Origin of the sequence: Staphylococcus sp. 17KM0847, from assembly GCF_013463155.1 — a bacterium.
Classification (GTDB): Bacteria; Bacillota; Bacilli; order Staphylococcales; family Staphylococcaceae; genus Staphylococcus.
The window spans coordinates 1,112,420-1,124,217 of the sequence record NZ_CP040781.1 but is presented as its reverse complement, the minus strand read 5'-3'; the positions used below and the strand labels follow the sequence as shown (position 1 = coordinate 1,124,217).

Annotated in this window: 16 protein-coding genes; 2 read left to right on the top strand and 14 right to left on the bottom strand. The window is 34.9% G+C overall.

The window, feature by feature from the left end:
- Window positions 1-236 precede the first annotated feature (236 nt).
- The 14 genes from FGL66_RS05405 to FGL66_RS05340 form a co-directional block, all read right to left on the bottom strand.
- Window positions 237-851, bottom strand: coding sequence for a phosphatase PAP2 family protein (locus tag FGL66_RS05405; RefSeq protein ID WP_180808846.1), 615 nt, complete (start codon window positions 849-851; stop codon window positions 237-239).
- 11 nt (window positions 852-862) lie between these two features.
- Entirely contained in the window at window positions 863-1,933 is a 1,071-nt protein-coding gene (gene murG / locus FGL66_RS05400; protein ID WP_180808844.1) for an undecaprenyldiphospho-muramoylpentapeptide beta-N-acetylglucosaminyltransferase, read from the bottom strand.
- Between the two features lie 14 nt (window positions 1,934-1,947).
- Window positions 1,948-2,460, bottom strand: coding sequence for a GNAT family N-acetyltransferase (locus tag FGL66_RS05395; protein ID WP_180808843.1), 513 nt, complete (start codon window positions 2,458-2,460; stop codon window positions 1,948-1,950).
- On the bottom strand, window positions 2,457-3,917 hold the full coding sequence (locus tag FGL66_RS05390; RefSeq protein ID WP_258007254.1) for a S41 family peptidase: 1,461 nt from the start codon (window positions 3,915-3,917) through the stop codon (window positions 2,457-2,459). The genes FGL66_RS05395 and FGL66_RS05390 overlap by 4 nt, the downstream gene beginning before the upstream one ends.
- Window positions 3,918-4,248: 331 nt before the next feature.
- Window positions 4,249-4,470, bottom strand: a complete 222-nt coding sequence (locus FGL66_RS05385) for a YozE family protein (protein WP_180808841.1) — start codon at window positions 4,468-4,470, stop codon at window positions 4,249-4,251.
- Entirely contained in the window at window positions 4,470-4,970 is a 501-nt protein-coding gene (locus FGL66_RS05380; RefSeq protein ID WP_180808839.1) for a PTS sugar transporter subunit IIA, read from the bottom strand. Before FGL66_RS05380 ends, FGL66_RS05385 begins: the two co-directional genes overlap by 1 nt.
- 11 nt (window positions 4,971-4,981) lie before the next feature.
- On the bottom strand, window positions 4,982-5,413 hold the full coding sequence (gene msrB, locus FGL66_RS05375) for a peptide-methionine (R)-S-oxide reductase MsrB (protein ID WP_180808837.1): 432 nt from the start codon (window positions 5,411-5,413) through the stop codon (window positions 4,982-4,984).
- Window positions 5,410-5,934: a peptide-methionine (S)-S-oxide reductase MsrA gene (gene msrA, locus FGL66_RS05370; RefSeq protein ID WP_180808835.1), complete on the bottom strand. Its 525-nt coding sequence runs from the start codon at window positions 5,932-5,934 to the stop codon at window positions 5,410-5,412. The genes msrB and msrA overlap by 4 nt, the downstream gene beginning before the upstream one ends.
- 23 nt (window positions 5,935-5,957) lie before the next feature.
- Window positions 5,958-6,809, bottom strand: coding sequence for a DegV family protein (locus FGL66_RS05365; RefSeq protein WP_180808833.1), 852 nt, complete (start codon window positions 6,807-6,809; stop codon window positions 5,958-5,960).
- Between the two features lie 20 nt (window positions 6,810-6,829).
- Window positions 6,830-7,306 carry a dihydrofolate reductase gene (locus FGL66_RS05360; protein ID WP_180808831.1) on the bottom strand — a complete coding sequence of 159 codons (477 nt, stop codon included), beginning with the start codon at window positions 7,304-7,306 and terminating at the stop codon, window positions 6,830-6,832.
- A 17-nt stretch (window positions 7,307-7,323) separates the two neighbouring features.
- On the bottom strand, window positions 7,324-8,280 hold the full coding sequence (locus tag FGL66_RS05355; RefSeq protein WP_180810481.1) for a thymidylate synthase: 957 nt from the start codon (window positions 8,278-8,280) through the stop codon (window positions 7,324-7,326).
- A 106-nt stretch (window positions 8,281-8,386) separates the two neighbouring features.
- Window positions 8,387-8,824: a bacilliredoxin BrxA gene (gene brxA / locus FGL66_RS05350; protein ID WP_180808829.1), complete on the bottom strand. Its 438-nt coding sequence runs from the start codon at window positions 8,822-8,824 to the stop codon at window positions 8,387-8,389.
- Window positions 8,825-8,874: 50 nt separating this feature from the next.
- Window positions 8,875-9,990 carry a conserved virulence factor C family protein gene (locus FGL66_RS05345; protein ID WP_180808827.1) on the bottom strand — a complete coding sequence of 372 codons (1,116 nt, stop codon included), beginning with the start codon at window positions 9,988-9,990 and terminating at the stop codon, window positions 8,875-8,877.
- 22 nt (window positions 9,991-10,012) lie between these two features.
- A complete protein-coding gene (locus tag FGL66_RS05340; RefSeq protein ID WP_374757654.1) occupies window positions 10,013-10,198 on the bottom strand; it encodes a zinc-finger domain-containing protein in 186 nt (61 codons plus the stop codon).
- Between the two features lie 309 nt (window positions 10,199-10,507).
- Here FGL66_RS05340 and FGL66_RS05335 point away from each other — a divergent pair, with 309 nt between their 5' ends.
- Both FGL66_RS05335 and FGL66_RS05330 read left to right on the top strand, forming a co-directional pair.
- Window positions 10,508-11,215: a queuosine precursor transporter gene (locus FGL66_RS05335; RefSeq protein WP_180808824.1), complete on the top strand. Its 708-nt coding sequence runs from the start codon at window positions 10,508-10,510 to the stop codon at window positions 11,213-11,215.
- A 173-nt stretch (window positions 11,216-11,388) separates the two neighbouring features.
- The gene (locus tag FGL66_RS05330; protein WP_180808823.1) at window positions 11,389-11,781 is read left to right on the top strand and encodes a ribonuclease HI family protein; all 393 of its coding nucleotides are present in this window, start codon (window positions 11,389-11,391) and stop codon (window positions 11,779-11,781) included.
- The last annotated feature ends 17 nt before the right edge of the window (window positions 11,782-11,798 follow it).

Here is an 11,798-nt window from a genome sequence, read left to right as displayed (position 1 = left end):
GTTTTAGAAAGTTTTTTTAAGAATATAGTGTTTTCAATTGACAATATTTCTCATTAGGTTATAATGTAATTGAAAATGATTATCAATCCCAACGATCCCCCCCACTACAATTCGTTCTTTGATTGAGTCATTTTCAAGTAATATCCCCTTTTATATGCCCGTATAAAATTTTCGTTGATATTAAAACGTATAATAAAAGCCGTTACATGCAATAAGTGCTGTAACGGCTTTTGTGTTTAAATTTTTAAAGGTTTGCGTAGAATAAGTTGAGATAGGATGATAAAGAAAGTTCCTCCTAAAATGCCTGCAATAATATCAGTCGGATAATGTACGCCTAAATAAATACGTGACGTTGAGATAAGTATAATAAACAGTATACATAATCCACATATCGCAGCTTGAGACTTCCCTTTAAAGATGCGTATCGCAATATACATCAGACTCCCAAAAAAAGCAGTAGACCCCATAGCATGACCACTTGGAAAACTGAATCCAGAAATATCTATAAGACGTAAAATGCTTGGGCGTTCTCGGTCAAAGATATTTTTTAAGATAGGGTTGGTCATTCCAGATAAGAGCATTGTCATCGCAAAGAAGAGTGCTTCTATTTTATATTTATAGAGCATTAGTAAAGCGACTGTTATCAGTGATAAAGCGACCATCGTCCAGACTTCACCAATATATGTTGCACCTAAGAAAATGCTTGTAGCAATCAAGCTTTCCGATGAAAAAATAAAATTATAAACCTCATTATCAATCCATTTTCCTAATCGTGATTCGTGAAACATGGCAATGACTGAAAAGATAATTGTAAATACGAGTAATAATGAGATTCTTTTCCAGTATGTCATTTTGACCTCCTTTAAATGTTTGAATCATGAATTATTTTATGAAGTAAAGCTTCTTTTGTATAACTTTCGGTGAAATTTTGCATTGTTTGTACATACATATCACGATGATCTTCTAATTGATGTAAAGCAGTAATAAGTTGATGTTCGGTTAATGTTTTTTCATCCAATGTTTGTGCATAGCCTTGTTTTTCAAAGTAATTGGCATTGTCAATTTGATCCCCTCGTGATTGATCCAAGCCAAGTGGAATGAGTAACATAGGTATGCGTAGTGTTAGAAATTCATAGATGGCGTTGGAACCTGCACGTGAAATCACTGTATCCGTAATGGCTAACAGATCAGTGAGTTCATCTGTAACAAATTCATACTGGATATAACCGTTTTTTTGAATACTATGATCTTTGAGCCCCTTACCAGTCAGGTGAATCACTTGATAGGTTTCGAGCAACGTATCGAGCTGTTGACGGATTGTTGCATTGATTGTTGAACTACCTAAGCTCCCCCCCATAACCAATAGTGTTTTCTTTTTGGGGGAAAAGTGAGTTTGTGCATAGCCACGTGCTTTATCCCCATTTTTTAAATCTTCACGAATGATTGCCCCAACAAACTCGCCTTTATTTTGTGGAATATATTTTAATGTTTCTTCAAATGTTGCATAAAGTTTTTTGGCAAATTTAATTGCAATCTTATTGGCTAAACCGGGAGTAAGGTCTGATTCGTGAACAATAACTGGAATATTTAAAGATTTTGCTGCTAATACAACAGGGACTGTTACAAATCCTCCTTTTGAAAAAACAATATCAGGATTTTCACGTTTTAAAATTTTACGTGCATCTAAAATGCCCTTTAAAACTTTGAAGATGTCTTTTATATTTTCGATTGAGAGATAGCGACGTAACTTGCCACTCGAAATCGAAAAGTAAGGCGTATTTGGGCATTGAGATGTAATCATCTCATGCTCAATCCCTTTTTTTGAACCAATATAGATTGTGTCATGACCTTTTGCGATTGCTTCAGGAATTAAGCTGAGGTTTACGGATACATGACCGACTGTTCCGCCACCTGTAAAAGCAATTTTAACCATAATGTCCCTCTATTCTAATCTAATTTTTTATAGTATGCGTAAAACGGTGCCCCTTTATCAAAAGGGAATGTTTCACTTGTCATCTCGCCCACTTTTATAAAATTGTATTTAGTAAATAATTTTTGCGCGCGCTGATTGAGTGAAAAAGTATCCGTTAATAAATACTTTGAATCATGCGCACGTGCTTGTTCAAATGCAAATGTCATTAATTTTTTAGCGATTCCCGGATACTGTTGTGATGCAACTAAGCGATGTATAACAAGTGAATGTGTATCGTATTGGATAGGCCATTCAAGTGTGTTATACCATTCAGGCATTATTGCATCAATCACAATAAAACCTTGAATGGTATGATTTTCGTCTTCTAGGACAAACAGTGATTCTGAATGAATATCTTGTTCAAAGTGCTTACTCACAGGGTAATACTCGTCCCATTGTGGATTGCCATCTTGATACATTAACGCTTTAGCTGCCGAAGTCAATGTCATAATGTCGGGTAAGTCTGTATAATGCGCTTTTCTTATCATTGTTTGTCCTTTCTTTCTATTTGCTCTATCGTATTTTTTAGCATTGTATCTTCGGATGTAGATTTTTCTACAAGTTTTTCAGTAAATAATTGATTGGTTTCTTTATTGAATATACCATTATGATTCAAATCATAATCACTTTGGAATGATTGTACGGCTTCTTTCAATCTTGCATCGTAACGATTGTTTATTGAACCTACATTATAACCCAAAGCCTTTAATCCCACTTTGATAGATTTTACATATTTCGAGTTATCTCCTTCTTTAATGACTTTATTTGAAGGGATAACTGACATATTTTCATAATCAGCACCGTCTACTTTAGTATCAGGTTCTATTCCTTTACCATGAATGTAATGACCATTAGGAGTAAGCCATTTCATTTCAGTAAATTTTAATAGTGAACCATCTGAAAATTCACGTGTCGTTTGAACAATTCCTTTGCCAAATGATTTTTGACCGTAGATTGTAGCGACTTTATGATCGCGTAAAGCACCAGCAAAAACTTCAGAAGCACTTGCAGACCCTTCATTAATAAGTACAGATACATTCAAGTTTTTAATATCTTTTAAAGGTGTTCCATCTGTTTTAATCACTTGTTTGTTTTTGCCTTTTTCTAACTGAACAACTGTTTCACCTTTATCTAAGAAGATATTAGCCATTTTAACAGCTTCATCAAGTAAGCCACCGGGGTTATTGCGTAAGTCAATTAAAATCTGTTTTGCACCTTGCTGTTGTGCTTTTTGAATCGTACTTTTTAATTCCCCTGCTGTCCCTTCTTGAAACTTGTTGACTTTGAAAACAAAGATATCTCCATTTTTTTTATATTCGACACTTTCGACATGAATGTTATCACGCGTTACAGTATATTCTTTTTCTTCCTCACCACGTTTAATTGTCAATGTAACTTTTGTTCCTTTTTCACCGCGTACTTTTTTGACGACACTATTCAATGATTTTCCTTTCACTTTTTGACCATCTACTGCAATTAATTCATCTTTTGCTTTTAATCCTGCTTTTTCAGCTGGTGCTTTTTTAATTGGACTAGCGATAAAAATTCGATCTCCTTTTTGAGCCATTTCAGCACCTATACCAACAAAATCTCCAGAAACATCTTCATTGAATGATTGTGTTTCTTCTTGAGTCATATATTCTGTATAGGGATCGTTTAGACTCTTAGTCATTCCTTTAATGGCATCATCTAGCAGTGCATCTTTGTCTGTATTTTTATAGTAGTCTGAAGCAATGATTTCATAGACATCACTTAACTTTTTGGCATTTTTTTGAATATGTGCATCAGATGATTGGTGAGTCCAATACCACAGACCCCCACCCACAATAGCAGCAGTTAATAAGATTGTAAGGATAATGCCAATGATGAAGTATTTGAGCGATATGTATTTGGGTGATTTTTGCTCATGAGATGATGGATTGAAATTTTTGGGTTGTTGTTTCACGATCGCTCAACTCCTTATTGTAATTAATGATTAATATTTCGATTGTAGTTATTGTATGAATGGATTATAGATAAAAAAGTAGCTAGGATATAGTGTGAATACATTTTATCTGATTTGCTGGGCGAGACAGCAAGAATTTTGCCCAAATAGACACGCTCTACTACGCTTTATTTCATGCATTCAATTATCTATATTGATAAAAAAGGTTGGGACATGATGTATATCTCAACCTTAAACATATATTTATTATTGAGAACGAAGAGACCCAGATATACGATTCAATCTGTCTGAGTCTTCTCAATGCATAAGTATTGTTTGTAATGCTTTTCTTCTAAAATTGACGCCACTCTTGGTATTCTTCATAAAGGGTGTCGAATACAGACATTGACAATGTATAGTTTCCTTCTGTTTCTATATATTCAGAAAGTACATCAAACTGTGTTTCGTGTTTGGGAAAGTCCAAATCTTGAAATATCATCTCCGCCAAAGCACCTGTATCATCACGACGGCCTCTGACAGTAAGTGCAAATTGATAAAATGATGTATCTTTCATTATTTGACAGTCACATCTATTACTTGAGTTGTACCTCTAACTAACTCAGTGGCATCATGTATTTGGTGTGATTCGACATGATTGATATTTGTAATGATAACCGGAGAGATTGTTGACTTAGCGTTTTGATGGATATAGTCAAGGTCAAATGTCACGAGATCATCACCGACTTCAACACGATCTCCACTGGACACGAGTGTTTCAAATCCTTCACCATTTAATTGAACCGTGTCTAAACCAATATGAACAAGAATCTCTAAACCATTATCTGCTTTTAAACCGATTGCATGTTTTGTTGGAAAGACATTATCGATAACACCTGAAATTGGTGATACGACTTTACCTTCAGAAGGTTTAATACCGAAGCCGTCGCCCATCATTTTTTGAGCAAAGACAGGATCTGGAATATCTTCTAGTTTTACAAATTCACCTGTCATTGGTGCGAAGATTTCTATTTCTTTTTTTACTTCATTTCCTTTTCCAAATAATTTTTTAAACATATCTTTCACTCCTATTTATTGTTAAACCACTTCAAAGCATCACCATAACCTAACTGTTCAAGTTTGTCATATGGGATAAATTGTATCGAAGCAGAATTAATGCAGTAACGCAATCCTCCTAGTTCTTTAGGTCCATCATTAAATACGTGTCCGAGGTGACTATTGCTACCTTCAGAACGTACTTCAGTTCTAAGCATACCAAAGGATTTATCAACGAGTTCAATAATTTCTTGATCATCAATAGCTTTTGAAAAACTCGGCCATCCACAATCAGACTCGAATTTATCTTCAGAGGTAAATAGTGGCTTGCCCGAAAGTTTATCTACATAAATACCTTTATCAAAATGGTTCCAGTACTCATTATTAAAGGGTGGTTCTGTACCATCTTGTTGCGTTACGAGATATTCAAGGTCAGTTAAGTCTTTCTTGTCTTTTTTTATCATATTTGATTCCCCCAATGTTTTTCGATAAAAGCTTGTCTACCTGACCCTTTTTGATACTGATGGTAATGTAAAGGGTGTTTTTTATAATACTGTTGATGATATGTTTCAGCTGGATAAAAGTTGTAATATGGTTCAACTGGTGTTACTACAGGTTTGTCAAAAATATGAGCTGCATTAAGTGCATCAATCTTTGACAATGCAGCATTTTTTTGTGAGATATCATGGTAGAAAATGACAGGGCGATAACTCTCACCTCTATCGAAAAATTGACCGTCTTTATCAGTTGGATCAAATGTTTTAAAGTAGATATCTAAGATTTCATCATAAGTTATGACATTAGGGTCAAATGTAATTTGAACGGCTTCAACATGACCTGTTGTATTTGTACAAACTTGTTCGTATGTTGGGTTTTCGACCGTTCCACCACTATATCCCGATATCACCGACTGTATACCTTCATATGTGTCAAAAGGTTTTACTAAACACCAGAAACAACCCCCAGCAAGTGTTGCTAAAGCCATAGTAAAACACCTCCAATTCATATTTAATAAGCATTAGATGCTTTTAAGAATACTAAACCGAGTGCACCTGTTCCTGTATGTGTTGAAATAACAGGTGTTGTATGACCTAAATCAAAGTGTGCTATATCAAAAGCATCATCAAGTTTTTCTTTAAACTTATGCATAAAGTTTTCTGCATCAGCATGTGAAATATTGACTGCCTCTAGTTTATCCTCTCCGACAAAAGGTTTTAAGTCGGAAATAACTTGTTTAATACAGGCGCCTTGTGTTCTGACATTATGAATCATTTCAAGATTACCGTCTACCAATTCACCAATTGGCTTTATTTTCATTAAGTTACCAATGAAGCCTTTAGTTTTACTAATACGCCCACCTTTAATCAGTTGGTCTAATTGCCCAATAATAACGAAAAGTTTAATGTTTTTTTGTAAATGTTGAATCTTTTCGAGTATTTCATGAGTTGGGATACCTTGTTCAATCCATTTGACAAGATATTGCAATTGGTAGCCTAGACCGTAACTAATGGATTTAGAATCGATAACAGTTATTTTACCGTCCACCATTTCGCTAGCTTGAAGTGCTGTTTGGTATGTACCACTTAATCCTGATGACAAATGGATACTAATAATTTCAGTATTTTCATCTATAAGTGATTCATATTTTTCAACGAATAAACCTAAGGCAGGTTGGCTCGTTTTTAAGTCGTTTTGATCATCCCCTAAATATTGGGTGAATGTTTCTGATGATATATCAACTTGGTCTTGGTAAGATGTTCCATTAATCGTAACGCTTAGCGGAACGACATGAACGTTGTTTTCTTTAAAAAATGATGGGTTTAAATCTGATGTTGAATCTGTAACAATAATTCGTTGCATATTTGTATATCCTCCAATGTTTACTTTCTACCTAAATGTAAAAAAGTATGTTCATATTTATTTTGGTTATCCACTGTTCCTTCTACGGCCGAAATGACACGCCAATCTTCAAATGTATACGGTGGAAAAAATGTATCGGCTTGAAATGTATCATTGATCACTGTGATATACATATCGTCAACTTTGTCTATAAATGTTTCAAATAATGTTTGACCACCGAAGATAAAAACGTCACCTTCGAGATCGAAAATAGCATTTGTATTATGAATCACTTCTACACCTTCAGGATGAAAGTTTGTATTGCGTGTTAAAACGACATTTTTTCTATTTGGTAACGGTCGACCGATGGATTCATAAGTCGCACGTCCCATAACTAAAGTATGACCAGTTGTTAATTGTTTGACGTGTTTTAAGTCATTTGGCAGATGCCATGGTAATTGGTTATTGAAGCCAATACCTCTATTTTTATCATGAGCAACGAGTATAGATAATGTCAAAAGATCACTCCTCTAAGTTAGACAGCAATAGGCGCTTTAATAGCCGGATGAGATTGATAGTCAAGCATTTCTAAGTCTTCATATTCCAACTCAAATAAAGACTTATTCGTATGAATACGTAATTGAGGCGGATCGAAACTTGTTCTTGATAGCTGTGTTTGAACGGCGTCTATATGATTACTATATATATGGGCATCACCAAAAGTATGCACAAATTCACCGACTTCTAAACCACACTCTCTTGCAATTAAATGTGTAAGCAAACTGTAACTGGCAATATTAAAAGGTACACCTAAAAAAACATCCGCACTACGCTGATAAAGTTGACAGCTTAATTTATTGCCTTCTACATAGAATTGGAATAGTGTATGGCAAGGTGGTAAAGCCATAGTATCAATTTCTGCTGGATTCCAAGCGCTAATAATATGTCGTCTAGAATAAGGGTATTTTTTAATTTGTTCGATGACTGTTTTTAGTTGGTCGTGGTGTGTACCATCAGCACCAATCCAATCCCGCCATTGTTTACCGTAGACGTTACCTAAGTTGCCATGTTTTTGCATAAATATATCGTTATGCAGGATTGCGGTTTTGAATTTTTTCATTTCTTCGTCATACAACACTTTGAATTCAGGATCAGTAAGTACACGATGACCGAAATTTGTCATGTCAGGTCCTACATAATCTTCACTTTGAACATATTTTTCAAATGCCCATTCATTCCAAATATTATTATTATATTGGAGTAAGTAGCGTAAATTAGTATCGCCACGAATAAACCATATTAATTCGGTTGCGATTAATTTAAAAGACACTTTTTTAGTGGTCAATAATGGGAAACCTTTTGACAAATCAAAACGTAATTGATGGCCAAACTTTGAAAGTGTTCCTGTCGCAGTACGATCATCACGTCTATTGCCAACCTCTAATATTTCATTGCATAAGTTATGATATGCTGTATCAAATGGATTGATGATACTCACCTCTTTCTCTTACTAACTATAATAGACGATTTTTAAGAATTTGAAAAATAAAATACAAAAAGCTGGAACAATTTAATGATCATGTTCCAGCCTGAAGTCATTATTGGCAATGTGTATCGAAAGCCTCTTTAAGATCCATTGCTAAATCATTAATATCACGACCTTCGATATGCTCGCGAGGTGTGAAGTGAACAAGTGATGTCCCTTTAAATAATGCAAAAGATGGACTGGATGGTACTTGTTGAATGTATTCACGCATTGTTTCAGTAGCTTCTTTATCTTGACCCGCAAAAACGGTCACTTTATAGTCGGGTTTATATTCATTTTGTTCAGCAACAGCAACGGCAGCGGGACGTGCTAAACCAGCAGCACATCCACAAGTTGAATTGATGACAACAAAAGTTGTTTCATCACTATTGCGTTGATTCATATAATTTGTGACAGCTTCTGATGTTTCTAAACTTTCAAAACCATTTTGTGTTAACTCGCTTCGCATTTGTGTTGCGAGTTCTTTCATATAAGCATCATATGCATTCATAATGACAAGCTCCTTTTTAAGTTGAATATTTTTAGTGATTATAACATGATTTAACGTGTACGATTTGCAATTTGCTTCCAGACAGAACCGAGTGCAGCCTCTCCTTTTTCTATGCGTGTAATGGCCATCTCAATTTGTAAACGTACTTCGTAGGCGGGATCATTTTTATGCTGTCGTAAGGCAGGTAATTGTGCTACTCCACCCTCGTCAAAAATAAACATTGCGGCACGCCAACGTACAATTTTTTGAGGATCATCTAACGCATGCTCCATCTGAGGAAGTGCTTCAACATAACCTAAATCACTGAGTGCATCACCAGCAGTACGTCTTACTGCTGGATTGGAATCTTCTAGTCCTTTATATAAATAAGGTAATGTCGCTTTATCTTCAATCATACTTAATAATACAATAGCTTCTCGTCTCAGTGGTACCTTTTCCTCTTGTAGTGCATATGCCAATAACGGGTAATCTTCTTTTGTAGGTGTTGGAAAAGATGATAGCATACGCAATCTTGACTTCCAATCATGTGCTTGTTTGTATTCATCTAATGTAACATGTTGGTATACTTTCTGTTGAATATCTTCAGAAGTCCTTTGTGCTGCTGCAATAAGCTCGTTCAGAACGTTAGGAGGATAAACGGCATTGATCTCTTCTTCTACTTCATCCATAACTACATCTAAATCTCCATAGCGAATTCCTAATGATTCCCATTTACGTAAATAGACAACATTGTCACTAGGTGCTTGTGCAGCAGTCATCGCTTCAATAAAAGTGTCTTTTAATTGTCGACGCACTTCATCTTGAGATGTTGTTAATTTGATTTGGTATGGAATATTTTTAAATTTTAGTACTTCAGCCTTAACTTCACCAAAATGTGTATCAATTTCAGTTTCATGCTGTATATTTGCGTCTTCACCATTCAAAGTTGCTGTAATATGTGGTAAAACATCTTCCCAGTCTGACTTTGGTGTTTTATCAATAGCTAAAAAGTCCAATACATGAAAAATAGATTTAACACCATCAAGTGCAAGTAATGCATTAATAAATGCGGGTTGGTCCTCATGTTTTTCGGTATAAGTACTAGATTGATTGTCTTGGCGCTTCTCAGATAAGATGATTTTCATTGTATTGGGGCTCGGTGTCGGTTCAATTTTAATAATTTCCACGTCAACATCCTCCTTTTAAAAATTATTGTAACTGTTTTCCTAGTGCTTGGATATGTTGACCGATAGAGCAAGATTGGATACAGAAATGATGTGCAGAGGTTTTATTTTCTATTTTACGTAGATGTGATTTAATTAAACATTGATCGCAATAGTCTGCCATCAATGTATCAATAGTTGAGACAGCTATCCGCTGTTCTTCTGTTAACATACCATTCACCTCTTTCGAAACATTGTCACACAATTATTCATAATACTAACATGTTTTTTTGATGTATTGAAGTATTTGAGTGCGGATACCCCCTGCTATTTAGAGATTATATCGCGATGGTTAAAAATAAAAGCACAAGGACAAAGTCGTCACACTAACGCCTTAAATATAGAGATTTTCAAATGATTATTATATAAATCTTTTTATAATATATTATTGAATTATGAGAAAGACTGTTTTATGATAGGAAGTTGTGAATGAGCGGTTTCTAAACACCCGCATTATCAAAATTTAGGAGGAATTTAATCAATGTATAATGAAATTTTGGGTTTAGTTGCTTTCGTAGTGACCTTTTTACTTATGGTCATCATGTTTCGTTTTTTTGGTAAACAAGGTTTATATGTATGGGTAGCGATGGGAACGATTATCGCTAACATCCAAGTTATTAAAACCGTAGATCTTTTTACTATTTCTGCAACGCTTGGAAATGTTATGTTTGCGTCGATTTATTTGGCAACAGATATATTAAATGATATTTATGGACGAAGCGTAGCCAAAAAGGCAGTTTGGCTCGGTTTCTCGTCGACACTTGTCATGATTATTTTAATGCAAATTTCATTAGCGTTTACACCGAGTGAGGCAGATATTGCACAGGATGCATTAAAAACAGTCTTTGATGTAGTGCCTCGTATTGCAATCGCATCTATTGTAGCTTATATTATCGGTCAACATATTGATGTTTTTATCTTTAGTGCAATCAAAAAAATTTTCAAGTCAGATCGTACATTTGTGATTCGTGCATATGGTAGTACAGCATTAAGTTCAATTATTGATACGGCGTTATTTGTTTTAATTGCTTTTTATGGTGGTGCATTACCGAATAGCGTAGTATTTGAAATATTTGTGACAACATACTTATTAAAGCTCGTATCTACAATCTTCAATGTACCGTTTGGTTATTGGGCAAAATCTATGTATAGACGTGGGAAAATCAAAGCAGATGATACGGAACATTAGGATGAATGTATGACAGTCATACCAAGCTATTAGTATGAAATAACACGATTTATTAGCAGTAGTCATAGGATAAAGTTACGTACAAGTATAGCGCTATCCTGTTGGCTGCTGCTCATATTTTATAGATGTTCCTTTACACATTTAAATCTAATGATGAGGAGGATTACAATTACATGGCAAAAATATATTTTGATGCGGCAACAAAAGGTAATCCCGGTATGAGTGCTTGTGGTGTGGTCATAGTAGATGATGTCGAACGATACACATATACAGCTGTTTTAGGAGAAATGGATAATCATAGTGCAGAGTGGGAAGCATTGATTTATGCACTGCGACAAGCACAACAGCTTTGCGTGACCAATGCACTTATATTTACGGATTCCAAACTCATAGAAGATGCAGTGAATCGAGAGTTTGTGAAAAATCTACGTTTCAAACAATTTTTAGAACAATATTTTACACTTTCAAAAGATTTCTCTCTTTGTTTTGTAAAGTGGATTCCCCGTTCACAAAATAAAGAGGCCAATATTTTAGCGCAACAAACATTATATCGCATCAATCCATAGTTAAAGAGGAAAGCGCC

Bases quoted from the DNA above. Each gene is read 5' to 3' on its own strand.
- FGL66_RS05405 (WP_180808846.1), bottom strand. From the start codon at position 851: ATGACATACTGGAAAAGAATCTCATTATTACTCGTATTTACAATTATC.
- murG (WP_180808844.1), bottom strand. From the start codon at position 1,933: ATGGTTAAAATTGCTTTTACAGGTGGCGGAACAGTCGGTCATGTATCC.
- FGL66_RS05395 (WP_180808843.1), bottom strand. From the start codon at position 2,460: ATGATAAGAAAAGCGCATTATACAGACTTACCCGACATTATGACATTG.
- FGL66_RS05385 (WP_180808841.1), bottom strand. From the start codon at position 4,470: ATGAAAGATACATCATTTTATCAATTTGCACTTACTGTCAGAGGCCGT.
- FGL66_RS05380 (WP_180808839.1), bottom strand. From the start codon at position 4,970: ATGTTTAAAAAATTATTTGGAAAAGGAAATGAAGTAAAAAAAGAAATA.
- msrB (WP_180808837.1), bottom strand. From the start codon at position 5,413: ATGATAAAAAAAGACAAGAAAGACTTAACTGACCTTGAATATCTCGTA.
- msrA (WP_180808835.1), bottom strand. From the start codon at position 5,934: ATGGCTTTAGCAACACTTGCTGGGGGTTGTTTCTGGTGTTTAGTAAAA.
- FGL66_RS05365 (WP_180808833.1), bottom strand. From the start codon at position 6,809: ATGCAACGAATTATTGTTACAGATTCAACATCAGATTTAAACCCATCA.
- brxA (WP_180808829.1), bottom strand. From the start codon at position 8,824: ATGAATGCATATGATGCTTATATGAAAGAACTCGCAACACAAATGCGA.
- FGL66_RS05340 (WP_374757654.1), bottom strand. From the start codon at position 10,198: ATGTTAACAGAAGAACAGCGGATAGCTGTCTCAACTATTGATACATTG.
- FGL66_RS05335 (WP_180808824.1), top strand. From the start codon at position 10,508: ATGTATAATGAAATTTTGGGTTTAGTTGCTTTCGTAGTGACCTTTTTA.
- FGL66_RS05330 (WP_180808823.1), top strand. From the start codon at position 11,389: ATGGCAAAAATATATTTTGATGCGGCAACAAAAGGTAATCCCGGTATG.